24 protein-coding genes are annotated in these 23857 nt (G+C 67.9%); 13 read left to right on the top strand and 11 right to left on the bottom strand.

Annotation, left to right across the window (positions count from 1 at the left end; genetic code table 11):
• Positions 1-76 precede the first annotated feature (76 nt).
• Positions 77-709 carry a hemerythrin domain-containing protein gene (locus EV653_RS30350; RefSeq protein ID WP_134107815.1) on the bottom strand — a complete coding sequence of 211 codons (633 nt, stop codon included), beginning with the start codon at positions 707-709 and terminating at the stop codon, positions 77-79.
• A 56-nt stretch (positions 710-765) separates the two neighbouring features.
• On the opposite strand from EV653_RS30350, the gene EV653_RS30355 reads away from it, so the two are divergent.
• Positions 766-1815, top strand: coding sequence for a lipoate--protein ligase family protein (locus tag EV653_RS30355; protein ID WP_134109332.1), 1050 nt, complete (start codon positions 766-768; stop codon positions 1813-1815).
• Here the strand turns inward: EV653_RS30355 and EV653_RS30360 are convergent.
• Genes EV653_RS30360 through EV653_RS30370 form a run of 3 tightly spaced genes read right to left on the bottom strand, consistent with a single transcriptional unit; the run spans position 1799 to position 3614 of the window.
• Positions 1799-2608: a PhzF family phenazine biosynthesis protein gene (locus tag EV653_RS30360; RefSeq protein WP_134107817.1), complete on the bottom strand. Its 810-nt coding sequence runs from the start codon at positions 2606-2608 to the stop codon at positions 1799-1801. The two genes, EV653_RS30355 and EV653_RS30360, sit on opposite strands and share 17 nt — an antisense overlap.
• Positions 2605-3234 carry a dihydrofolate reductase family protein gene (locus EV653_RS30365; RefSeq protein ID WP_134107819.1) on the bottom strand — a complete coding sequence of 210 codons (630 nt, stop codon included), beginning with the start codon at positions 3232-3234 and terminating at the stop codon, positions 2605-2607. Before EV653_RS30365 ends, EV653_RS30360 begins: the two co-directional genes overlap by 4 nt.
• Before the next feature lie 20 nt (positions 3235-3254).
• Positions 3255-3614, bottom strand: coding sequence for a hypothetical protein (locus EV653_RS30370; protein WP_134107821.1), 360 nt, complete (start codon positions 3612-3614; stop codon positions 3255-3257).
• 38 nt (positions 3615-3652) lie between these two features.
• On the opposite strand from EV653_RS30370, the gene EV653_RS30375 reads away from it, so the two are divergent.
• Positions 3653-4036 carry a VOC family protein gene (locus EV653_RS30375; RefSeq protein WP_202871898.1) on the top strand — a complete coding sequence of 128 codons (384 nt, stop codon included), beginning with the start codon at positions 3653-3655 and terminating at the stop codon, positions 4034-4036.
• Here the strand turns inward: EV653_RS30375 and EV653_RS30380 are convergent.
• The 4 genes from EV653_RS30380 to EV653_RS30395 form a co-directional block, all read right to left on the bottom strand.
• Positions 4024-4629 carry a DUF1707 SHOCT-like domain-containing protein gene (locus EV653_RS30380; protein WP_134107823.1) on the bottom strand — a complete coding sequence of 202 codons (606 nt, stop codon included), beginning with the start codon at positions 4627-4629 and terminating at the stop codon, positions 4024-4026. The two genes, EV653_RS30375 and EV653_RS30380, sit on opposite strands and share 13 nt — an antisense overlap.
• Entirely contained in the window at positions 4626-5321 is a 696-nt protein-coding gene (locus EV653_RS30385; RefSeq protein ID WP_134107825.1) for a PadR family transcriptional regulator, read from the bottom strand. The genes EV653_RS30380 and EV653_RS30385 overlap by 4 nt, the downstream gene beginning before the upstream one ends.
• 74 nt (positions 5322-5395) lie before the next feature.
• The gene (locus EV653_RS30390; protein WP_134107827.1) at positions 5396-6115 is read right to left on the bottom strand and encodes an LmeA family phospholipid-binding protein; all 720 of its coding nucleotides are present in this window, start codon (positions 6113-6115) and stop codon (positions 5396-5398) included.
• Positions 6115-7014 carry an NAD-dependent epimerase/dehydratase family protein gene (locus tag EV653_RS30395; protein ID WP_238160539.1) on the bottom strand — a complete coding sequence of 300 codons (900 nt, stop codon included), beginning with the start codon at positions 7012-7014 and terminating at the stop codon, positions 6115-6117. Before EV653_RS30395 ends, EV653_RS30390 begins: the two co-directional genes overlap by 1 nt.
• A 46-nt stretch (positions 7015-7060) precedes the next feature.
• Between EV653_RS30395 and EV653_RS30400 the strand changes: the two genes are divergently transcribed.
• Positions 7061-7807 carry a phosphatase PAP2 family protein gene (locus EV653_RS30400; protein WP_166679621.1) on the top strand — a complete coding sequence of 249 codons (747 nt, stop codon included), beginning with the start codon at positions 7061-7063 and terminating at the stop codon, positions 7805-7807.
• Positions 7744-8415 carry a phosphatase PAP2 family protein gene (locus EV653_RS30405; RefSeq protein WP_134107833.1) on the top strand — a complete coding sequence of 224 codons (672 nt, stop codon included), beginning with the start codon at positions 7744-7746 and terminating at the stop codon, positions 8413-8415. The genes EV653_RS30400 and EV653_RS30405 overlap by 64 nt, the downstream gene beginning before the upstream one ends.
• A gap of 4 nt (positions 8416-8419) precedes the next feature.
• Here EV653_RS30405 and EV653_RS30410 read toward each other — a convergent pair whose 3' ends face one another.
• Positions 8420-9808, bottom strand: coding sequence for a chloride channel protein (locus tag EV653_RS30410; protein WP_134107835.1), 1389 nt, complete (start codon positions 9806-9808; stop codon positions 8420-8422).
• Positions 9809-10263: 455 nt separating this feature from the next.
• Here EV653_RS30410 and EV653_RS30415 point away from each other — a divergent pair, with 455 nt between their 5' ends.
• From EV653_RS30415 to EV653_RS30450, 8 genes are all read left to right on the top strand, one after another.
• Positions 10264-11643 carry a DUF2252 domain-containing protein gene (locus EV653_RS30415; protein ID WP_238160540.1) on the top strand — a complete coding sequence of 460 codons (1380 nt, stop codon included), beginning with the start codon at positions 10264-10266 and terminating at the stop codon, positions 11641-11643.
• Between the two features lie 51 nt (positions 11644-11694).
• Entirely contained in the window at positions 11695-12522 is an 828-nt protein-coding gene (locus EV653_RS30420; RefSeq protein ID WP_166679622.1) for an MIP/aquaporin family protein, read from the top strand.
• An 89-nt stretch (positions 12523-12611) separates the two neighbouring features.
• Positions 12612-13223 carry a DUF1345 domain-containing protein gene (locus EV653_RS30425; protein ID WP_202871899.1) on the top strand — a complete coding sequence of 204 codons (612 nt, stop codon included), beginning with the start codon at positions 12612-12614 and terminating at the stop codon, positions 13221-13223.
• A gap of 130 nt (positions 13224-13353) precedes the next feature.
• Positions 13354-14799, top strand: coding sequence for a cytochrome ubiquinol oxidase subunit I (locus EV653_RS30430; protein ID WP_202871900.1), 1446 nt, complete (start codon positions 13354-13356; stop codon positions 14797-14799).
• A complete protein-coding gene (locus EV653_RS30435) occupies positions 14796-15839 on the top strand; it encodes a cytochrome d ubiquinol oxidase subunit II (RefSeq protein WP_134107841.1) in 1044 nt (347 codons plus the stop codon). The genes EV653_RS30430 and EV653_RS30435 overlap by 4 nt, the downstream gene beginning before the upstream one ends.
• A gap of 64 nt (positions 15840-15903) precedes the next feature.
• On the top strand, positions 15904-17763 hold the full coding sequence (locus tag EV653_RS30440) for a glycoside hydrolase family 15 protein (RefSeq protein WP_134107843.1): 1860 nt from the start codon (positions 15904-15906) through the stop codon (positions 17761-17763).
• Positions 17760-19094, top strand: coding sequence for an NAD(P)/FAD-dependent oxidoreductase (locus tag EV653_RS30445; protein ID WP_134107845.1), 1335 nt, complete (start codon positions 17760-17762; stop codon positions 19092-19094). Before EV653_RS30440 ends, EV653_RS30445 begins: the two co-directional genes overlap by 4 nt.
• A 10-nt stretch (positions 19095-19104) precedes the next feature.
• Positions 19105-20658, top strand: a complete 1554-nt coding sequence (locus EV653_RS30450) for a GMC family oxidoreductase (protein ID WP_134107848.1) — start codon at positions 19105-19107, stop codon at positions 20656-20658.
• 64 nt (positions 20659-20722) lie between these two features.
• On the opposite strand, the gene zwf is transcribed toward EV653_RS30450, so the two are convergent.
• The gene (gene zwf, locus EV653_RS30455; RefSeq protein WP_134107850.1) at positions 20723-22126 is read right to left on the bottom strand and encodes a glucose-6-phosphate dehydrogenase; all 1404 of its coding nucleotides are present in this window, start codon (positions 22124-22126) and stop codon (positions 20723-20725) included.
• Between the two features lie 453 nt (positions 22127-22579).
• On the opposite strand from zwf, the gene EV653_RS30460 reads away from it, so the two are divergent.
• Positions 22580-23002, top strand: a complete 423-nt coding sequence (locus tag EV653_RS30460) for a cupredoxin domain-containing protein (protein WP_134107852.1) — start codon at positions 22580-22582, stop codon at positions 23000-23002.
• A gap of 212 nt (positions 23003-23214) precedes the next feature.
• Here EV653_RS30460 and EV653_RS30465 read toward each other — a convergent pair whose 3' ends face one another.
• Entirely contained in the window at positions 23215-23763 is a 549-nt protein-coding gene (locus tag EV653_RS30465; RefSeq protein ID WP_134107854.1) for a hypothetical protein, read from the bottom strand.
• Positions 23764-23857 lie beyond the last annotated feature (94 nt).

Here is a 23857-nt window from a genome sequence, read left to right on the forward strand (position 1 = left end):
AGAACACCCCGCCGAGCGCTTCGCCGTGCGGCTGTTCTGGCGGTTTGTGGTGGAGAAGTACGGCGTGCGGCCGGGGTCAGGAGCGCCAGACGGGGGCTACTGATTTGCGGTAGGTGCGGCCGAAGAGGCCTGTGATTACGGTGAGGACTGGTTTCGGGACGGTGTGGGTGATGGCCTCGGACTCCTCGGGGCCGGCGCCGTCGAGGGCCCAGGCGAAGAAGGTGCCGCCTTGGACCGGGCCGACCTTGGCGAACTCGCGGCCCATCGCCTTCATCTCGGGGCTGTCCTTCTTCGCCAGGTAGACGGGCTCGATCTCCGCCTCCTCGTGTTCGAGGTGTATGACGGTGACCCGCTGGAGCTCACGCATCGCGATTTCGGCGGCGACCGCATCCGCATGGCTCGCGGACTTCCGCAGCTCGCCCATCGCCGTACGCGCCGCGGCGAGTGCGTGCGCCATCGCGTCGTGCTCGGCATCCAACTGCGCCAGCACGTCGCGGCTCACTCCGACCTTCTCCAGCGCCGGCCACGCGGTGTCGTGTTCACCCTCGTGGTGCCGGGTGAGCTGCTCGTCGAAGTTCTGCCAGGCCGTCGCCAACTGCTCGGCCCGCTCGCGGTCCCCGTCCGGGAACCGCCCCAACGCGTCCAGGAAGCGATCGAGATCCCGTCGTACGGCGGCATGGATCGCCTTGTTCATACTCATTTCCCCCATGACCGGGAGTATGCGCCCAGGGAACAACCGTTGACCAGCGCAAGTTGTTGGTGAGTATGCATGGTGAGTACAAGGTGCCTGGTGGGAAGCTCGTTGTGGCGGATCTCGATGTGGTCGACGAACATGTCCGGACCGCTCAGATCTCCGGCGACTTCTTCCTCGAACCGGACGATGCGCTCGAGCGGATCAACGGCGCCTTGGCCGGCCTGCCGATCGCGTTGCCCGCGGCGCAGATCGCCGCGCGGGTGCGTGGCGTGTTGGGCGACGGCGTCGAGATGCTCGGGTTCTCCCCGGAGGCGGTCGCGGTCGCCGTACGGCGTGCATTGACCGGGGCAACCGGTTGGCGTGACCACCAGTGGGAGTTCGTGCACGATGTACCGCGGGAGCCCGCGTTGCAGATGGCGCTCGACGAAGTACTGACCGAGCAGGTCGGGTCCGGTGAACGTCCGCCGACGCTGCGTGTCTGGGAGTGGGCGTCGAACGCGGTGATCATCGGAAGCTTCCAGTCGCTGCGCAACGAGGTCGACCTGGACGGCGCGGCCCGGCACGACGTGACCGTCGTACGGCGGATCAGCGGCGGCGGCGCGATGTTCGTCGAGCCGGGGAACACGATCACGTACTCGCTCTACGTTCCGGAGTCGCTCGTCTCGGGGCTGTCGTTCATCGAGTCGTACGCGTTCCTCGACGACTGGGTCATTGGCGCGCTCAACGATCTCGGCATCGCGGCGACGTACCAGCCGATCAACGACATCACGTCACCCGCCGGAAAGATCGCAGGCGCCGCGCAGAAGCGGTTCGCGGGCGGCGCGGTGCTGCACCACGTGACGATGGCGTACGACATGGACGCCGGCAAGATGCTCGAGGTACTGCGGATCGGCCGGGAGAAGCTGTCCGACAAGGGGACCACGAGCGCCAACAAGCGCGTAGACCCGCTGCGCAGCCAGACCGGTCTCGAGCGTGCGGAGGTGATCTCGCGGATGGTCGGGACGTTCCGGAACCGCTACGGCCTGGACGGCGCGACGATCGACGACGCGACCGTCGAGCTCGCCCAGGAACGGGTTGCGGAGAAGTTCGGCACCGAGGAGTGGCTCACGCGGGTGCCGTGATCGGCACGGCGTTGCCGCTGACCCGCACGCGGTTGTCATGATCTGACAGCTCGACCGTCATGAGGCTCGGCCGACCCAGGTCGTCGCCTTGGTGCAGCGTGATCGTGGGCTGACCGAGCCCCAGCTCGCGCAGGTAGGCGCCGAACGCGGCCGCGGCCGCACCGGTCGCCGGATCCTCGACGACCCCACCGACCGGGAACGGATCCCGCACGTGGAACGTGGTCGGCGACTCCCGCCACACGAGCTGCAGCGTGGTCAGGTCGCGCTCGAGCATGTACGCCAGCAGGCGATCGAAGTCGTAGTCCAGATCGGCAAGTTGTTGCCGGGTCGCCGTACTCAGCACGAGATGCCGCGCTCCGGCGTACGCGATCCTGGCCGGCAGGTCCGGGTCGAGGTCCGTCGCCTTCCAGCGCAGGATGTCGAGGACATCGGTCAGGTCCCCGGCCGGCTCGACGGACGGCTCGACGCTGGTGAGCGTCGCGCGCAGGCCGTCGTCCACCGTCACCGGCACCAGCCCGGCCTGGGTCGAGAACACGAACTCGCCCGGCCCGTCCCGCTCCGCCAACGCGACCGCGGTCGCCACCGTCGCATGCCCGCAGAACGGCACCTCGGCCTTGGGCGAGAAGTACCGCACCGATCCGTCGACGACGAACGCAGTCTCGGAGTACCCGACCTCCGCGGCGATCGCCTGCATCGCCTGGTCGTCCAAACCCCGGGCGTCGAGCACCACCCCGGCCGGATTCCCACCGGCCGGATCGGAGGTGAATGCCGCGTAGCGAAGTACTGTCGTCATCGTCGAACGATCTCCACATGAGTTGCCCGCGGTGAGGTGATCGTGCTCGCGACCTTGTAGTTGCCTAGGGCATCGGTCACGTTGTCGAGCAGCCGCTCGCCGGCGCCGGCCAGGATCGGCACGACGACGACATGGAGGACATCGATCAGGCCGGCTCGCAGGTATTGCTGGACGGTCGTCGCGCCGCCTCCGATCACCACGTCCTTGCCGTCAGCCGCGGTAAGAGCCCGGTCCAGCACCTTCTCCACCGGTTCGTCGGTGAAATGGAACGTCGTGCCGCCCTCCATCGACAGGTCGGGACGCAGGTGGTGCGTGTGCACGAAGACGTCGTGGTGGTACGGCGGGTTGGGCCCCCACCACCCGGTCCACGACTCGTCCTCCCACGGACCGCGGAACGGCCCGAACATGTTGCGCCCCATGATCGTCGCGCCGGAGCCCTCGGGATACCGGCTCACCTGCTCCGCGTCGATCCCGCCCCGCCCGGCATCACGGTCCTCGAAGGCTGCGAACATCCAGTCGTGCAGCCCCTCCATCCGATCCCCGAACGGCGCATCCATCCGCTGCCCGAGCCCCGTGCTGTACCCGTCCAGAGTGATCGTAAAGTTCTCGACCCGCACCTTCGCCATGACCAGATCCTCTCCCAGAACTACCTCGTCCAGTCCAACTGAGGCTCCGGAATCGCCAAGCCGCGCCCGAATTCCTTCGCCTCCTCCCGCGCCCGGTCGTCTCCCCGCCGATACCGGAACACGCGCCCCGGAAACACCACGAAGATCTCCCGGTCGTCATGGAAGTCGGCGTACCAACCGGGACTGTCGAGCACTCGCGACAACACCTGGGCCAACTCCTCCCCGCGCTCCACTTCGAACTCCAGCAGAGACCACACCGACGGTTGATCGGCTGACGCATTACCGACGACAGTCCGGCTGATCTTCCGCACCCCCAACTGGAGCCCGTCCAGCTCGGTCCCGACCTTCAGGCTCTCGAGAATCAACACTCCGTCGTACATGACCGCGACCCTACGGACCGGCGCCGACAATTGCCGGTATGGAGATCGGGTACGTCATTTTGTACGTCGGGGAGCTGGAGCGGTCCGTGGCGTTCTATCGGGATGTGGTGGGGTTCGCGTACAAGTTCACCGATGCGGGGTATGCGGAGTTCGACGCCGGGGGAGTGCGGTTCGCGTTGTACGAGCGGCGGCGTGCGGAGTGGCTGACCGGGCGTGGCGTGACGCCGGGCGCGGGTGGGGAAGTGGTGGTGATGGTTGACGGCGTGGACGCGTACGCCGAGCGGCTGGTCGCGGCCGGCGTGCAGGTGCTGAGCGGGCCGGCGGACCGTCCGTGGGGACATCGGACGGTCCATGTTGCCGACCCGGACGGTTTCGTCGTCGAGTTTGCGGAGGAGATCCCGCGGGCCCGTCAGCGACGGTAGTTGTTGTGCCAGCGGCGCTTGGACATGCCGCTGATCAGGACGATCCAGAACACGCCCCACAGCAACCACGGCGCGGTCAGGGCGACCGAGCTGATCACCAGGCCGATCATCAGGAACGGCATCAGCATCAGCAACGGCGGCGGTGGACCGGGCCTGCGTCGCACGCCGGCCGGGCCGTGTTGCGCGACCTGCAGCTCCCGAGAGGTCGGCAGGTCGTCGAACAGCGGCTCGAGCTCGTCGTTGTACCGCGATCGTGTCGCCTGCTCGCTGCGTTCCTCGAACTCGGCCTGCGTCAGCCGCCCGGCGACGAAGTGATCACTGAGCAACGACACGGCCTGATCCCGCTCGGCGTCGCCGATCCGCACCCGCTTCGCAGGTACGTCGTTGTGGCGCCGAGCGTCCTGCGGCTCGTCGAATCCGATCTCGCGCCAGTCGCCGACCCAACCGCGACCGCCCCAGCCGTTCTGCTGCCAGTCCCCCGGGCCGTTCCAGCCCGATCCGTTCCAGCCAGGCCCGTTCCAGCCCTGCCATTCGCGCCCGCGGCGGGCGCCGGGACCGCCCCGATGGGATCGGCCCCGGTCCGCCGATGTCATGCCCGTTCCTGCTCGTTGTTCTCGGGGCTGTCGTCGTCCTCGGCGAGGATGCCGTACAGCCTGCGGCGCAGGTCACCGACCGCCTCGCGGGCCTTCGCCTGCTGTTCCGGCGTACCGCTGGCCATGATCTGCCACATCGCGCTCGCGACCTGCCCGAGCACCGGCTTGAAACCGTTCTCGTCGTCGGCGGGAGCGCTCATCGCCTCCCACGGCGCGGACACCTCGTCCTGGTGCGTGGCGACGTACGCACGACCCTCGTCGGTGAGCTGGAACGTCCGCCGGCCGACCTCGGCGTCCGCCGTCACCAGGCCCTCGTCCTCGAGCTGCTGCAGCGTCGGGTAGATCGAGCCGGGGCTCGGCTTCCACACGCCGCCGCTGCGCTCGGCGATCTCCTGGATGATCTGGTAGCCGTTCATCGGCTGCTCGGCCAGTACGGCGAGGATCGCCGCCCGAACGTCACCCCTGCGGGCCTTCGGACCGCGCCACCGCGGCGGCGGACCCCACGGCGGACCGAACATCTGCCCGCCGCCGAACATCCCCCACTGCGGCCCGAAGCGCTGCTCGTGCCCCCGGTGCCCGCGTCGTGCGCCGGTCATCGCCGCGCGCAACTCCTCAACAATGTCGTCGAAGTTCGAACAATGCCGCGCGAACTGCTGCCAAGGCCAGCCCGCGGCGAACGCCGATCCGGTCATCTCGACCACCCGTCCCTACGAAAGTGATTGCGATAGTTCGACGATATATCGCGAACCATCGCAACCCAAGGGAGTCAGGAGTTGAACTTCAGGTCCTGTACGGCGGCCGTGAGGATGACGGAATTGTCCTGGACGTTGACCCCGGTGACCTGGGCGCCGAACGGGAGTTTCGGGATCTCGATGCCGTCGGCCAGGCGGTTCTGCAGCGCGGTCCGGAGGACGGCCGGGATGCCGTCCGGCAGTTGGTCGACAGACAACGCCAGGCGGCCGTTGCTGATCTGCGGAGTGATCGGTACGTCAGCGCTGGATCCGCCCAGCGTCAGCTTGGCGTGCAGCTTGCCGTCGACCGCGACGACGCTCAGCCCTTGCAGCCCGGTGGCCGCGACGGCGAGCCTGCTCAACTCGCGCGGCGAGAACTGAAGTCGCAGGTCGGTCGCGTCGATGGTCACCGCACCGGACTGCTGCGTCAGCAGTGAGCGCGGCACATGCACGTTGTGCATATCGACCGTGAGCTTCTCACCCGGGATCCTGGACAGCTTCGGCTGTCCCATCGTCAGCGTGACCTTGGAGAAGTTCTCCTTGAACAGCTGCGGGAAGAACCCGAAGCCCCCGATCTTCACCGAGGTGTCGGCCGAGCGTACGTCGTACTTCGCGGCCTCCTTGGTGGCCATCGAGGCGAGCTGGTTCTGCGCGACCACCGCGGCGATCCGGTCCACTACGACCGCCAGCACCGCCAGCACGACCAGCGTGACGATGAGGCGGCGAAACCCGCGGCGTGGCCTGTTGGAGCTCATTACTTGCCCTTCCCGATCATTTCCCGGAGTGCGTCGTCGGTCGCCGTCGGTTGGAGGCCGAAGGCAACAGTTGCGGCGGTGGAGTCGAGCACGAACGGCCGCTGCCACTGGTACTGCATCTCCACCATCTCCCGCGCGGACGGATCCACCAACCCGGCCAGCTTCAATATCCAGCCCGGCATCGCGGCCACCTTTGCCTTCGGTGCGCCTGCCATTAGGGCGGCGCGGTCGGCGAGGTGGCGGACCGACACCGGCCCCGGAGTCGGCGCGTGCCAGGCGCGTCCCCACGCGCTTTCGTCGCCCGCGACGGCGATCAAGGTCCGCGCGACGTCACCGACGTACGTCCAGCTGTGCGGCGCGTCCAGGTCGCCCGGCATCATCCCGCGCTTACCGGCGATCACCTTCGGCAACACGGTCACACTGAACGGCGACACCGCGCCGGCGCCGAGGTAGTCCGACCCGCGCACCTCCGCAGTACGAATCCGCCCGGCGTGATGCGCTTCGAGCGCATCGGTCCAGAGCTTCGTCCGCACTCGCCCCTTCACGGTGTTGGGCAGCAACGGCAGATCCTCCGTCATCGGCCGGTCGACAGCGCCGTACCCGTAGAGGTTCCCGGTCGTCACGAGCACCGCACCTGACGCTTCCGCCGCTCCGATCAACGCCGCACCCAGCGGCGGCCACTGCGAAGTCCACTTGTCGTACGCCGGCCCCGCACACGAGTAGATCGCCGTCGCTCCGTCGACGTACTTCGTCAGCTCCGTACTGGCATCGGCAGCGATCCGCTCGACGCCGTCCGGCCCGCTCCCGGACCGGGTGATCACCCGAACCCGTTCCCCTTGCTCGACCAGTAGCCGGGCTACGACACTCCCGACGGCACCCGCACCGACAACGACCTGCACCCGATTCCCTTTCGTCAGGACCGCCCTCACAGTACAGATCATCGAGTTGGCCTTGATTCCGGACTCGATGGGGTACTGGTTGACCATGGCGATGCGGCGGACGGGCGTGACGGCGGTCGTCCGGGCGCGGGGTTGGCGGTTGATCCGTGGTGTCCTGGCGATGCTGGCGTTCGCGCTGCCTGTGGTGCTCCTGGGATTGGCGGTGCGACAGCAGTTCGATCCGTTGATCAGAGCCGACGACGCTGCCAGCCGGGCGGCCACCGGGTTCAGCGTTCGGCATGGGCTGCTGCCGGCGCTGACCGTGATCCAGCTCGTCAGCCAGCCGATCTTCGTGTACCTCGTGGCGACCGCGGTGGCGGCCTGGGTGTGGACGTCCAAGAAGCTCACGGGGCGGGCGTTGTGGGCGTTCGTGACGATGATGGTCGGCTGGGGGATCGGCGGCCTTTCCAAGCCGATCACGCAGCGCGCCCGGCCGGTCGTCGATGGTCCGGTGCCGCATGCCGAGGGCTATTCGTTTCCCTCCGGTCATGCTCTGAACATCACCTTGGCGGCCGGCGTCCTGGTCTTCCTGCTCTGGCCGCTGCTGTCCGCCGCCCAGCGCCGCGGCGCCGTCGTACTCGCGATCGTCGTGCCGGTGATCGTCGGCCTGGACAGGCTCTTCATCGGCGCGCACTTCCCGTCCGACATCCTTGCCGGGTACATCCTCGGTCTAGGCATTATGTTCTCCTCATGGATCGGGTTCATCGGCAAGACGGCGTCCACCTCCTCACCCGGGCCGTCGCACCCGGCGTAGCGCTCGGTGGACTCATCATCGGCATCGGGCTGGCGCTGAAGGGACCACTCGACGGGATCTCCCACAGCGAAGAGGCGGTCAACAGGGGCCTTGCCGCCGACCGGAGCGGAACCTGGAACACGATCACCGCAGTGTGGTCGCAGATCGGCAACACCGCGGGCGTGATCGCGGTGTGCATCGTCGTGTCGTCCCTGCTGTTGTGGCGGACCCGGAACCTGCGCCTCGCACTCGTCGCACCGGTAGCGATCGCCCTGCAGGGCCTGATCTTCGTCATCTCGGCCAAGGTCGTCGACCGCGACCGCCCGCAGGTGGACAGGCTCGACCCGTCACCACCGACCGCGAGCTACCCCAGCGGCCACGTCGGCGCGTCGACCGGCCTGTACTTCGCGTTCGCCCTCCTCGCGCTGGGCATCGAAAACCAGTGGTTGCGCTGGACGACGGTGGTTCTCTGCCTCGCGATGCCATCGATGGTGGCGTTCTCACGGGTGTACCGCGGCATGCACCACCTCACCGACGTCGGCGCCGGAGCCCTCAACGGCGCCATCTGCGCCCTCCTCGCCTACGGCTGGTACCGCACCTGCACCCGAAGCCGCACCTCACGCCGATAACGGGTCATGGCGTCGGGCCGGCAGGTGCTGCGGCTTTCTTGCCCGGGGTCGGGAGCAGGTTGGTGATGACGAAGGCCACCGCTACAGCCACTACGACCTGCGGTGTCACGGTCACACCGTCCGCACCGAGCAGCAGGGTGGCCAGCAGCGTGGAGGTCATCGGCAGCCGCAACATCGCGGCACACATGGCTCCGATGCCCATGCCGATCGCCGGCGCGAGACTCATGCCGGGCAACCCACCCGCGGCGATACCCAGCACCGCACCGAGGAACATGGCGGGGAAGATCGGTCCGCCACGGAACGCGCTCAGCGAGAGCCCGTAGGTGAGGGTCTTGCAGGCGGCGAGCAGGATCAGCACACCGACCGAATAGTCCGAGGCGTGTTCGACCAGTTCGGGCAGCGCAGTTTGGCCGGAGAACAACACCTGGGTGAAGCTGCGGTCGGAGATCAGCTGGTAGGCCATCGCGGTCAGGCCGATGAGAAGGCCAAGAGCCGCCGTCACCAGCACCCGGTTCACGTGCACGACCGGACGCAGCGACAACCCGATCCAGCGGATCACCCAGCCCAGTAGGGCCCCGGCCGCGCCCATGGCCAGTGCCCAGGCCATCGTGGCGACCGTTGGATCCACCGCCGGCGGCACGGACGTCAGGGACAGCGAGAAGCGGCCGAGTCCCGTCCAGTTGTCCAGACCGACGAAGACCAGAGCGCCGACGCCGGAGGCCAGTAGTCCTGGCAGCGCCACCAAGCTCAGCGTCGCACCCCCGACGCCGGCAGCCTCCATGATCAGGAATGCGCCGAGCACGGGGGAGCCGAGCAGGGTGCTGATCGCCGCGAAGCTGCCCGCCGCCGCCATGATCGTCACAGCCATCGGCGGAGCGTCTTTCCGGACCAGATGCACGGTCAGCGCCGCCAGGCCGCCACCAATAGCGATGAGGGGAGCCTCGGGTCCCAGGACGGCGCCGAGACTGAGGGTGGTCAGGGCGGCGAGGATGATGCCGGGCAGGTCCCGGTCAACCGGTGGGCCCCCGCCGGTCTTGAACCCGAAGGCGGGGGAGTGCCCGCAGTTGCCGGGCAGGTGCCGGATGGTCAAACCGGTCAACACTCCACACAGCGCCAACCAGGGCACCGGCCACCACGCGGGCACGCCACCGGTGAAGAGTTGCTGCGGAAGATCGTCGAACAAGGAATCCTGGATCGCGCCGACCAGGGCCAGGAAACCGTAGGCGGCCGCCGAGATCGGAATCCCGAGGATCGCGGCGAGCACCAGCGCGATCAGGTACTGCTTCGAACGGATGACCTGGGACGGGTCCATCGCCGGTGGACCGGCCAGCGGCTCAGAGGACGGCCGGCTGACCGCGGCTGAACCCCCTGCGGGGCGTTGTGAGTCGGTCATCAGACCCGACTCCGGGGAGAGAACAGTCCGGGCTCACCTCGCGACTGTCCGACCGAATCCGAACAGGATGGACCGATCGACACGACGGACTCCTCTCAGCCGCCTCCACCTTCCACCTGGTGGGCGATCGACGCATCCTCCCGGCCGGGTGATCTCCGGCGTACTGGTTCAGCTCTCCGGTGTCGTAGCGGCCCTGCCACGCGGCGCGACCGCTGTATGCCTTGACGCCGCCAAGTTCGGTCTCCGGTCACCCCGCAGGGGTGATGCCGCGCTGCACCTCTCGGTATCAGTCTGGGGCGTACGCCCGCCACGATCCGCTGGATCTGGTTCGGCTTTTCTCGACGGCGCGGGCGGCAGGGGGATCTATGACTGTGAAGTCCGGGGGTGGCAGAGTAGCGAGCCCCGCCGCGCGGGCGTTCCGTGGAGATTCGAAGCGGGCCGGGACACTCGGGCAATTGAGCCGTGCCGACCGGGTCGCCCTGGGGATGGATGCGCGGAGCGTCACTCCGCGGGAGTCGCACGCCGAGTTCCAGCCCGGCGGATCGCGGGATCCTGTGGGGCTGCTGCTGGAGCAGTCGAAGTCGCGGGTCCCGGACCTGGTGCCGATCCGGCACGGGCGGATGCTGGTGTCGGCGTTCACGTTCTACCGGGGGGCCGCGCTGCCGATGGCGGCCGACCTGGCCACGACGCCCACCTCGGGACTGCACGTGCAGCTGTGCGGAGATGCGCACCTGTCCAATTTCGGCGCGTATGCATCACCGGAGCGAGAGCTGGTCTTCGACGTCAACGACTTCGACGAGACGCTGCCCGGACCGTTCGAATGGGACGTCAAGCGCTTGGCGGCGAGCCTGGCAGTGGCGGGACGGGACAACGGGTTCGGACGAAAGCGTCGCCGGAAGATCGTCCTCGCGGCGGTGAAGGCCTACCGGAAGGCGATGCGTGAGTTCGCGGAGCAGACGTTCCTGGAGGTGTGGTACGCGCATCTGGACATCGAAGATGCCATCGGGCAGTTCCGATCCCAGATGAAGGCCAAGGGTTTCAAGACCACCGAGAAGATGCTGGCCAAGGCCCACACCCGCGACAGCACCCAGGCGTTGCACAAGCTGACCACGGTGGTCGAGGGCCGTCGGCGGATCATCAGTGCCCCACCGATGGTCGTCCCTGTCGAGGAGCTCTTCGCCGATGTGCAGGCCAGTGCGGTGTATCAGCAGATCCGCACCGTGCTGGGCAAGTACCGGCGTACGCTGCAGTCCGATCGGCGGCGCATGCTCGAGGAGTTCACGCTGGTCCAGGCGGCCCGGAAGGTCGTCGGCGTGGGCAGCGTCGGCACCCGGGCCTGGATCGTGCTGATGGACAGCGGAGACGGAGTCGAACCGGTGTTCCTGCAGGCCAAGGAGGCGCAGCCGTCGGTCCTCGTGCAGTACTGCGGGCGGAGCCGGTACACGAACCAAGGCGAGCGCGTGGTCGCTGGACAGCGCCTGATGCAGGCTGAAAGCGACATCTTCCTCGGCTGGACCCACACGCCAGGTCCGGACGGGGTGGACCGCGACTATTACGTTCGTCAACTCAAGGACTGGAAGTTCTCCTTCCCGATCGAGCAAGCGGGTCCCTCGGGCATGGCGGTCTATGCCCGCGTGTGCGGGTGGACGCTGGCCCGCGCTCACGCTCGTTCCGGCGATCGCGTCGCCCTGGCCGCCTACCTCGGCGGCTCGGACGCCTTCGACCACGCGATCGCCGACTTCGCCGAAACCTACGCCGACCAGAACGAGCGCGACTACGTCGCGTTCCAGAGCGCCGTCGACGACGGCAGAGCCGAAGCGACCACCGACATCTGAAATCGAGCCTGTGCGGTCCGCCCGGACAGCCGACAGGAATGGATGATTGCCATGGCAGAACCCGCTATCGATCCCGATGCAGAGCACAGGGCGTCACTCGGGCGCCGGTACTTCGTCCGGTTCGAGGAAGACACCCTGCGGCAACGGCCGTTGTGGATCCGGCTGATCATCGAGTTCCTGGGCACCTTCGTACTGGTGACGGTGGCGGCCGGGTCGGGTGTGATCAATCATTACGTCGGCAACGCACCGATCAGCAGGACCGCGGCGGTGATCGCGCCCGGGGCCGTGGTGATGGCGATGATCTACGCCTGGGGCCCGCTGTCGGGCCTGCACATCAACCCCGCTGTGACCTTCGCCTTCGCCGCCCGGGGAGTGTTTCCCGCCAAATGGGTGCTGCCGTACTGGGCGGTCCAATTCGCCGGCACCATCTGTGCCGCGCTGTTCCTGCAGTTGATGTTCGGCCACGTCAGCGCGGGCGGGAACTACCCGATCAACACTCCCGGCGGGGAGTGGAAGTCGCTGGTGATGGAAGCCGTCCTGACCGTGATCCTGGCCAGCGTCATCCTCAACACCGCGACCGGCGGCCGTAGCATCGGCCACAACGCGGCCATCGCGGTCGGCTCGACGGTCGCACTGCTCGGTTTGTTCGCCAGCCCGATCAGCGGCGCGTCGATGAACCCGGCCCGCACCCTCGGCCCCGACATCGTCGGCAACGACTACACGGGGTGGTGGATCTATGTAGCCGGCCCGATGATCGGGGCCGCAATCGCCGTGGCGATCATCGGAGCCGTACGCGGACTGCCCGACAAGGACGAGCTCGAGGCCGCCGAGGGCGGCGCCCTGCCGATGACCAGCACCCCGACCCGCGCCAACGACTGACCGGACAAGTGGGTTGGGTGGGTGCTACGGATGCTGTCGGCGGCGGGGAGTCTGGGCAGCCGGTCCGGGGGGAGGTTCGGTGGCCGAGCGTGACCGCCGTACTGGTGGCCATGTTGTTGACGCTCGCGCGGCCGAAGGAGATGCGGCTGGCGCCGGTGTGGGTGCTGCCGGCGGTCGAGATCGTGCTGCTGGCGGTGCTGATCGCACGGGATCCGGGGCGGATCGACAAGCGGTCGTCGCTCCTGCGCGGTGTGTCGATCGTGGTTGTGGCCTTGCTTGTGCTGGACGCGATGGTGGCGACTGTGCGGCTCATCGCGGTGCTGATCCGCGGCGGGTCGATGACGAACTCACCCGAGGCACTACTCGCGGCCGGCGGGGTCGTGTGGTTGTCGAACCTGATCGTGTTCGCCCTGCTGTACTGGGAACTGGACGCCGGCGGCGCCGCCAAACGCGCCCACCGGATGCCGCGGTACCTCGACCTCGCCTTCACGCAGCAGCTCAGCCCGGAGGTCGCCCGACCAGGTTGGCGCCCCGGCTTCGGCGACTACCTGTACCTGGCGATGACGACATCCACCGCGTTCAGCCCGACCGACGTGATGCCCCTCGCCCTGTGGGCCAAGATGGCCATGGGTTTGCAATCGATGATCTCCCTGGCCGTCGTCGGCCTCGTCGTAGCCCGCGCAGTCAACGTCTTCACCTGACGTCACCAGCCCGGTACTGAACCTGGTCTGACGAATCACTCCCACCGGATGATGCCGCCGCAGTCCGATCCCCGAAGACTCGGGACGGCGCGGCGTGGGGACCGAGCCCGGGTCGCGCCGGGAGGCTCGGATGATCGTGAGCGAGACAGTCACCATGGCCGTCGCGGCCGCCGTGAACCCGGTCCCGTGGGCCCGGGCTCAGATGGCGTTCACCCTCGCCTTCCACATCATCCTGGTACCGCTCGGGGTGTCCTGGGCTTTCATGACCTTGATCGCCAACTACCGGGCGATCAAGCGCGGCGACCACGACGCGCTGGTGCTTGCACAACGGTGGTCGAAGTACATGGCTGTGACGTTCGCCGTCGGTGCGGTGACCGGGACCGTGCTGAGCTTCGAGTTCGGCCTGCTCTGGCCACGGTTCATGGGGATCTACGGCGACGCGTTCGGCATCCCGTTCGCGTTCGAAGGGCTGTTCTTCTTCACCGAGGCGATCTTCGTCGCGATCTACATCTTCGGCTGGCGCCGGCTGAAGCCGTGGACGCACTTCTGGACCGGCGTACCGATCGTGCTCGCCGGTGTCTTCGGCGCGATCTCGGTGGTCGCCGCCAACGCATGGATGAACGCGCCGGCCGGCTTCACGATGAACGCGAACGGCGAGATCACGAAGGTCGAGCCGCTCGAGGTGATCTTCAACGACGCGATGCCGTTGCAGGCCGCGCACATGGTGATCGCGGCCTACCTGGTCGGTGGTTTCCTGGTCGCGTCGGTGTACGCGACCGGTATGCTGCGCGGCCGGAACGACCGCTACCACCGGATCGGATTCACCATCGCGTTCACGGTCGCCGCGATCATGACCCCGATCCAGATGGGAGTCGGTGATGCGCTGGCCCGGTGGGTGTACGCCAACCAGCCGGTGAAGTTCGCCGCGATCGAGTTGGTGCCGACGACGGCTTCCGACGTACCCGAGACGTTGCTCGGGCGGCTCACGGCGGCCGGCACGATCTCGGGTGGGATCCCGATCCCGGGGCTGGCGTCGTGGTTGTCGGATCCGGCAACCGGCAAATCGACCGTCGTGCAGGGGTTGAGCAGCGTGCCGGTCGACCAGCGCCCGACCGTCCGGGAGACCGACACCGTCCACCTGGCGTGGGATGTCATGGTCGGGCTCGGCACCGCCCTGTTCCTGCTGTCGGTCTGGTACGGCGTCACGTGGCTCGTCCGCCACCGGATGCCCAAGAGCAGATGGTTCCTCCGCATCGCCGCGTGCACCGGCGTCCTGGCGGTGATCACAATGGAGGCGGGCTGGATCGTCACCGAGGTCGGTCGGCAGCCGTGGATCGTCTACAACCGGATGAAGGTGGAAGAGGCGGCAACCGCGAACTCCGGGGTCTGGATCACGTTCATCGCCGTCTTCGTGCTGTACGCCGCGCTCGGCGTGACGACGATCCTGGTGCTGCGAGGGATGAGCCGGCGCTTCCGCCGGGCAGGCGGTTTCGTCGAGGGCGACACGCCGTACGGACCCACGGAGCCGGCCGCGGCCGGCGAGACCTCTGAGGCGGTCGAGGAGCGGACGCCATGAGTACGACGATCGGCATCGTGCTGCTCCTCGCCCTTGCGGCCTACGCCGTGTTCGGCGGCGCGGACTTCGGCGCCGGGTTCTGGGACCTGACCGCGGGCGGGTCCGCGCGTGGTGCGCAACCGCGGGCCGTGATCGAGCGGTCGATCGGCCCGGTGTGGGAGGCGAACCACGTCTGGCTGATCTTCATCTTCGTCGTGACGTGGTCCGCGTTCCCGTCGGCGTACGCGTCGATCATGCTGACGATGTTCGTCCCGTTCACACTGGCCGCGCTCGGGATCGTGTTACGGGGCGCGAGTTTCGCCTTCCGCAAGGTGGTCGTGACGCTGCGTTCCCGGCGGATCTTCGGCGGGGCGTTCGCGTTGTCGTCGGTGCTCGTGCCGTTCTGCATGGGGGCGATCGCGGGTGGCATCGCGTCGGGTCACGTGCCCTCCGGTGGTAAGGCCGGCGATCCGATCGACAGTTGGCTCAACCCCGTCTCGTTGGTGACCGGGATCCTCGCGGTCGTGGTCGCGGCGTACCTGGCGGCCGTGTACCTCGTCTGGGACGCCCGGCATTTCCGCGAGTACGCGATGGGCGAGTACTTCCGCCGCCGGGCGGTGGTGAGTGCCGTTGCCGCTGCCGTGGTCGCGGTCGTCGGCCTGTTCGTCCTGAACGCCAAGGCGTCGCACGTCTTCGACGGCCTGACGTCGAGAGCGCTTCCGAGCGCGATCCTCAGTGTGGTCTGCGGAGTCGGCGCGCTGGTGCTGTTGATGAGGTACGCCGCCCGTGGTGCGCGGATTCTCGCCGTACTCGCGGTGGCCGGGATCATCGTCAGCTGGGGCATCGCCCAGTGGCCGTTCCTCCTGCCGGAGAGCCTGACCGTCTCGGCGGCCGCTGCACCTAGTGGCACGTTGCTGGCGCTGCTCGTGGCGGTCGGGTTGGCACTGCTGATCGTCGTACCCGGGTTCGTCCTGCTCTATGTGCTCCACCAGCGCGCATTGCTCCCCGAAGAGGGGACCGAGGACATCGGCGACCGTCCAATCATCATCACTGGCGGGTGATTCGTCGCTCCGGCCGGCCGGACATGGTGGATTCAGGCCCGCCGTCTGTGAAGGAGCCCTCGCTATGACCTCGACCTCACCGTTCCCGCCGATCGCCGATTACGCCTTCCTCTCGAACTGCCACACCGGCGCGCTGGTCGCCCCGGACGGGTCGGTCGACTGGCTCTGCTTGCCGGCGTTCGACCAGCCCAGTGCGTTCGGGAACCTGCTCGATCGCGGCGCCGGGTCGTTCCGGTTCGGCCCGTACGGGATCAACCAGCCGACGGCTCGGATGTATGTGCCGGGCACGAACGTGATGACGACCACGTGGCACACGCCGGCCGGCTGGCTGCTGGTCCACGACGCACTGACGATGGGACCGTCGCAGGGACCCGACGCCGTCACCCCGCACACCCGGCCACCGGCCGACGTCGACGCGGACCACATGTTGATCCGGACTGTTGAGTGCCTCGACGGCGCGGTGGAGATCGAACTCGTCTGTGAGCCGGCCTTCGACTACGGCCGGGTGCCGGCCGAGTGGACGATGGTGGGCGACGACATGCACGCCGCGGACGCGTCCGGCGCCGGCCAGACCTTCCGGCTGAGCACCGGCATGCTGATCGGGATCGAGGGCGGATCCGCCCGGGCCCGGCACGTCATCTCCAAGGGCGAGAAGGCGTACTGCGCACTCTCGTGGGCCGACGGACTGGCGTCACCGGCCGACCTGGACGACGCGGTGGCACGCATCGACGCGACGATCGTGTTCTGGCGCAACTGGCTGTCGAGGGCCCGGATCCCCGACCACCGGTTCCGGCATCCGCTGGAACGCTCGGCCCTGACCATCAAGGGCTTGACCTACATGCCGACCGGATCGACGATCGCCGCGCTCACCACCTCGTTGCCGGAGACACCGGGCGGCGAACGCAACTGGGACTACCGCTACACCTGGATCCGTGACACCACGTTCACCCTGCAGGCGCTGCACTACCTGAACCTGGACTGGGAGGCCGACGAGTTCATGCAGTACGTCGCCGACCTGGAGCCGAACCCGGACGGCGCGCTGCAGATCATGTACGGCATCGACGGCCGCCGCGACCTGGCCGAGACGACCCGCGACGACCTCACCGGCTACGAGGGCGCGAGCCCGGTGCGGATCGGCAACGGCGCCTACAATCAACGGCAGAACGACGTGTACGGCGCGGTGCTGGACTCGGTGCTGCTGCACACCGTCCGGAGCAAGCGGCTGCCGCGCCGGCTCTGGCCGCTGGTCGAGTCGCAGGCGCAGTGCGCGATCGCGACCTGGCACGATCCCGACCAGGGCATCTGGGAGGCCCGCGGAGCACCTCAGCACTACGTCTCCTCGAAGCTGATGGGCTGGGTGGCCCTGGACCGTGCGTCCAAGCTGGCACGGATCCGCAACGAGGAGGGCCTGGCCGAGCTGTGGGCGAAGACTGCCGAGGAGATCCGTGAGGACATCCTCGAGCACGGGGTGAGCGACCGCGGCATCCTGCGTCAGCACTACGACACCGACGCGCTGGACGCGTCGATCCTGCTGGCCCCGCTGTTCGGCTTCCTGCCGGCCACCGACGAGCGGATGCGGGCGACCGTCGAGGCGATCGACAACGAGCTGACCGAGAACGGGTTCGTCCTGCGCTACAAGACCGACGAGACCGACGACGGTCTGTCCGGCAAGGAAGGCACGTTCCTGATCTGCTCGTTCTGGCTGGTCTCCGCGCTCGCGATGATCGGCGAGCTCGACCGCGCCCGGAGCCAGCTGGAGCGGCTGTTGCGGATCCAGTCCCCGCTCGGTCTGTACGCCGAGGAGTACGAAGTGGACAAGGCCCGGCACCTGGGCAACTTCCCGCAGGCGTTCTCGCACCTGGCCCTGATCGGGGCGGCCGGCCGGATCATCCTGGCCGACTTCCGGGAGGAGTTGTCACTGTGACCGCGCAGCCGGAGGAAGGCCCGCACGTCGTGGTACTCGGCGGAGGCTTGGCCGGGGTCGGGTGCGCGCACCGCCTCGGGGACGAGGGGGTCCGGGTCACGCTCGTGGACCGCAACGACTATCACCAGTTCCAGCCGTTGCTCTACCAGGTCGCCACGTCCCAACTGCCGGCCGAGGACATCGCCCGGCCGCACCGGACTATTTTCCGCGAGCACCCGACAGTCGAGATCCACACCGCGGACGTCGCGACGATCGACGTCGCGAACCGCACTCTGACGCTGTCCGACGGCGACCGGATCACCGGCACGCACCTGGTCATCGCGGCGGGCGCCCGACCGGAGTACTTCGGAGTACCGGGCGCGGCCGAGCACGCGTTCCCGCTCTACTCGGTCGCCGACGCGGAGCGGTTGCGGCAGCACCTGCAGTCGACGATCCACACCGGCTCGGAATCAGCGGGGGCCCTTGACGTCGTGGTGGTCGGCGGCGGCCCGACCGGCGTCGAGATCACCGGAGCACTGACCGAACTGATGGCCGCGCTGGTTGCCACGGAACGGATCTCGAAGCCAGGGACGATCACCGTGGTCGACCGCGGCAAGAAGTTGCTCGGTGCGTTCTCCAAGAAGTCGCACAAGTACGCGCGCAAGCGGCTCACCGAGCACGGCGCCGACCCGCGACTGGAGACGGGAGTCGCCGCGGTGCACGCGGACCGGGTCGAGTTCGACGACGGGTCCACGATCAGCACCCGGACGGTCATCTGGGGCGGCGGTGAGTCGGCTGCGTCCGTCGTGGGCAGCGCGACGGGGCTGCCCACGGGACGCGGCGGGCGGATCGACGTACGGCCGGATCTCGGCGTGGACGGGCATCCGCACGTCTATGCGATCGGCGACGTCGCGAACATCCCGACGAAGGACGGCAGCACCCTGCCGCAGCTCGGCTCGGTCGCACAGCAGTCGGGTGTGTGGGTGGCCGACAACATCTTGCGCGAACTGCACGGGGACAAGGCCAAGCCGTTCCACTACAAGGACAAAGGCATCATGGCGATGATCGGCCGGAACGCCGCCGTCGCCGAGGTCGGCAAGCGCCGGCACCAGCTGGAGGGCCCGCTGGCCTTCGCAGCCTGGCTCGGTGTGCACGCGATGCTGCTGAGCGGTGCGCACAGCAAGGCCGACGCGTTCATGTCCTGGGCCTGGGACTACTTCGACCGCGACCATGCCGCGACCGTCGAGTGGTCCACCGCACCACAGCGGATCGCTTGGGGGGACGACTCCGCCGACGTCCCGCACATCGAGGTCGACCGAGGCCACTCGACCCCATCGGCCGGCAACAACTAGGAGGACAGCCATGGCCGAGCAGTACGACGTCATCATCGTCGGATCGGGAGCAGGCGGCGGCACCCTCGCCCACCGGCTCGCGCCGTCGGGAAAGCGGGTGCTGATCCTGGAGCGGGGTGACTGGCTGCCGCGGGAAGCGGAGAACTGGGACGCCGCGGCCGTGTTCGTCGACAACCGCTACGTCTCGAAGGACCAGTGGTTCGACGGCGAGGGCAGACCGTTCCAGCCGCAGGTGCACTACTTCGTCGGTGGCGCGACCAAGTTCTACGGCGCCGCGCTGTACCGGCTGCGCGAGCGCGACTTCACCGAGCTCAAGCACCACGGCGGGATCTCGCCTGCCTGGCCGATCACCTACGACGTCATGGAGCCGTACTACACGCAGGCCGAGCAGCTCTACCAGGTCCACGGCGCCCGGGGCGAGGATCCGACGGATCCGCCGGCGTCGGCGCCGTACCCGTATCCGCCGGTCTCGCACGAGCCGCGGATCCAGAAGCTGTTCGACGACATGACCGCGGTCGGGCTGCACCCGTTCCACGCGCCGTGCGGGGTGATGCTGGACGAGAGCCGGCCCGCGTTCAGCGCGTGCGTTCGGTGCGCGACCTGTGACGGGTTCCCGTGTCTGGTCCACGCGAAGTCGGACGCCGACGTCATTGCCGTCCGGCCCGCTATCGAGCACGACAACGTGACGCTCGTGCGAAATGCCGTCGTACGGCGTCTCGAGACCGATGCGACCGGGCGGACCGTGACAGCGGTCGTCGCCGAGGTGGACGGCGCGGAACAGCGGTTCGGCGGCGACGTCGTCGTACTGTCGGCCGGTGCGGTGAACTCGGCCCGGATCCTGCTCGCGAGTGCGAGCGATCGGCATCCGAACGGGCTCGCGAACGGGTCCGACCAGGTCGGTCGCAACTACGTGTTCCACAACAGCCGTGCGTTCCTGGCGGTCTCGACCGAGAAGAACGACACCCGGTTCCAGAAGACGCTCGGCATGAACGACTACTACTTCGGCGATGCCGACTTCGACTACCCGATGGGCAACCTGCAGATGGTCGGCAAGTCGTCGGCTCCGATGTACCGCGGGGAGAAGCCGCTCGAAACGCTGATCGCCCCGACGTTCGCGCTGCGCGACGTCGCCGAGCACGCCGTCGACTTCTGGTTGTCTGTCGAGGACCTGCCCGATCCGGACAACCGGGTGACGCTCGATGCGGACGGCAACGTCGTACTGAGCTACGAACCGAACAACACCGAGCCGCTGGAGCAGTTGTACAAGCGGGTGAAGAAGAACCTGGGCAGGCTCGGTATGCACCCGCACCACCTGATCCCTCGCAGTGTCTACATGAAGAACGACATCCCGGTCGCGGGCTGCGCGCACCAGGCCGGCACCGTCCGGTTCGGGCACGACCCGGCGACGTCGGTCCTGGATACCGACTGCAAGGCGCACGAGGTCGACAACCTGTACGTCGTCGACACGAGCTTCTTCCCGAGCATCGGTGCCGTGAACCCGGCGCTGACCGCGATCGCGAACGCACTGCGGGTCGGTGACCACCTGCTGGAGCGCCTCGGCTAGCGGGCAATCCCATCTCGGCCATGAACTCGGCCGCCTACCCACCTGGGGAGACGGCCGAGCTTGCTCAGTGTCCGATCCAGGGCATCCGCCAACCGCCCAACCCGGCCGGCACCTCATCGGCGGCGGCCGGGCCCCAGGTTCCCGGTTTGTAGCTGTGGATCGGCGTCGATGCGTCGAGCAACGGCTGCATCACCCGCCACGTCTCCTCGACTGCGTCCTGCCGCGTGAACCGCGTACTCTGGCCGGTCATCGCCGCGTGCAGCAGAACCTCGTACGGCGTGGGACCCTCGCCACCCTCTTCGCCGAACTCCATGTCGAGCTCGATCGGCCTGATCCGGGCCGCGTCGGCACGATGCGCGTCCACCTGGATCCTGACTCCGGTGGTCGGGTCGAGCCTGATCACCAACTGGTTCGGCTCGGCGATGTGGCCGCTAGGACCGAAGCCCAGCCGTGGGGGCCGTTTGAACACTAGGCGCAGTTCGGTCTGCGTCACCGGCAGCCGTTTGCCGGTCCGGATGAAGAAGGGTACACCGGCCCACCGCCAGTTCTCGATGTCGAGGCGCAGAGCGGCGTACGTCTCGGTGGTCGAGTTCTTCGCGACCCCGTCGATGCCGAGGTAGCCGTCGTACTGGCCACGGACGTAGTGCGCGGGATCGGCTTCCTCCACGGCACGGAACAGCGTGGTGGTCGAATCCTTGAGGGTGGTGGGATCGCCGCGCGACGGTGGCTCCATCGCGGCAGCCGCGACCACCTGCATCAAATGGTTGACGACCACGTCGCGCAGCGCGCCGACCGGATCGTAGAAATGGCCGCGGTCCTCGACGCCGAAGTCCTCGGCCATCGTGATCTGGACACACTCGAGGTAGTTGCGGCTCCACAGCGGTTCGAGGACGGCGTTCGCGAACCGCAGGTACAGGATCTCCTCCAGCCCCATCTTCCCCAGGTAGTGGTCGATCCGGTAAAGCTGCGACTCGTCGATGTACTGGTGCAACTGATCGGCCAGCTCCCGGGCGGAACGCTGGTCGTGGCCGAACGGCTTCTCGACGACGATCCGGGCACCGCTGGTCAGCCCGGCATCGGACAGGCCCTGAACCACCCGGCCGAACAGGAACGGCGGGATCTCCAGGTAGAACACCGGTGTCTCGGCGCCCTTGATCGCGTCGCCGACGCGTTCGTAGACGGAAGCGTCGGCGAAGTCGCCGCTGACGTACGACAGCCGGGCCGCGAGGTTGTCGAAGACGGCCTTGTCGATGGTGATCCCCGTGCCCTCGATCGACGTCCTGGCCCGCTCGACGAGCTGGTCGAGGGTCCAGTCGTCCGCTGCCACCCCGACGATCGGGCAGCTGAGCAGACCGCGCGCCTCCAGCTGGTAGAGCGAGCGGAACGTCATCACCTTGGCCAGGTCGCCGGTGATGCCGAAGATGACCAGTACGTCCGCGGTCCGCGGGTCCGTTGCCGTCGATGTCATACCTGTCTTGCCTCCGCGTCAGGCCGGCCGGGGCTGCCGGCCGGAAATCTGGTTACGCTGGGTCGCGCTCGCCGCCCACTGCGCGATGTCGAACACTGCGGCCCGATCCAGAACCAGTCGAATCCGTGCAGTCCACCCGGGCCCAGAAGGACAGGGAGATCCGGGTCGTGAAGGGCAGGAATACCGGCTTTCCCTTCGGTGCGGGCGACGGCACTCACGCCGCCGCCGAACCATCCTCATCACGATCCCGACCGGCAGCATCACCCCCGGCGGATGATTCAGCGTGCACGCGCGACGAGCTGGATGCGGTCGGCCGACGCTCCGATTCATCCCTTTGCAGGGAAACGGTGTGGGCGTAGCGTCCCTTGGGTGCTGTCTTGTCGTACCTAAGGCTGGGCTTCGGTTGGTGGCTCGGTCGCTGATGGCGTTGGGTTTTCGCTGAGTGAGGTGCTCATGAGGCGGGCGGAGAAGTCTTCTGGTGGTTCCGGGCGTTGGGTCGTCGTTCTCGCTGTGGTGATTGGTTTGCTCGGGCTGATGAGTGGTTGCGGCTCCGGGTCGGACGGCGGTGGGGCGGCTCCTGCGCCGACTACGACGTCGGCGGGTGGCGGTAGTTCGCCGGCTGCCGGTGGCGGCACGATGGTCGAGGTCAAGAACTTCGCGTTCATGCCGGCGAATGTGACAGTCTCGGTCGGCGGCAAGGTGACGTGGAAGTTCGACGACTCGACAGCGCACACCGTGACCGCCGACGACAACTCGTTCAGTTCGTCACCGATGCAGGGTGGCCAAACGTTCAGCCATACCTTCACGACGGCCGGGACAGTGAAGTACCACTGCTCCATCCACCCGGAAATGATCGCCACAATCGTCGTGAAGTAGGGAACTGCACCCACGCATCTATCGGCTCCCCAGGAGCCGGAACCGGATATCTCGGTCCAACTTCTGGGGAGCAGTTCATCGGCTACGAGTTGCTACCTGCGGCGGCGGGAGACGCGCCGCGCGGTACGGCGCCCGGTTCGGCGCGCGACCCTGCGTGATCCAAGCATCGGTACTTCCTCCTCCCAGTACGAAAGCGAACGCGCGTCACCCCGTCAGCGGGCGGCGGACGCGGTTTCCATCTCGTGCAGTTCCTTGGCTTCCTCGGCCGAGACCAGCCCGATCTCGATGAGGTCCAGTGGGCTGATGAAGCCGTCGCTGATCCGGAACCCGCCCGCCCGTGCGATGGCGTCGCGCAGCGGGACGGCCCAGTGGTGTTCCAGCAGGATGAGCGCCGCAGCGGAGTCGTTCGGGATGTCCTCGAGCACATCCCAGCCTTCCTCGTCGCCGAGCGCGTTGATGCCGCCTTGCTCGGCGACCGCCTCCGCGCCGGCTTCCGCGCCGGCCTCCATGCCCTCTTCGCCCTCGAAGCCCAGGCCGATCAGCGCCCCGATCTTGCTCCCCAGCTCGATCGCCTCCTCCTCGGACAGGTTGCTGAGGTGCTCAGCCTCCAGTTCGCCGTCGGCACTCTTGTAGACGGCCAATGCGTCGATGACGCGGACGGTGTCGCTCTCCCGCAGCCGTTCGAGTTCGGCGATGACCTCACCGTGGAAGTTGGGATGCTGGAACCCGAGCGCGATGAGCTGTACTGGCCCGATTGCCATGTTTACTCTCCTCTTCTCTCCCGAGCGCCCGCCCAGGGCGCCGGCCCTCCCATGCAGCGATTCGCAAGGACTTGTCAGGAGATATCGATATGCC

The organism is Kribbella pratensis, from assembly GCF_004365355.1.
Lineage (GTDB): Bacteria > Actinomycetota > Actinomycetes > Propionibacteriales > Kribbellaceae > Kribbella.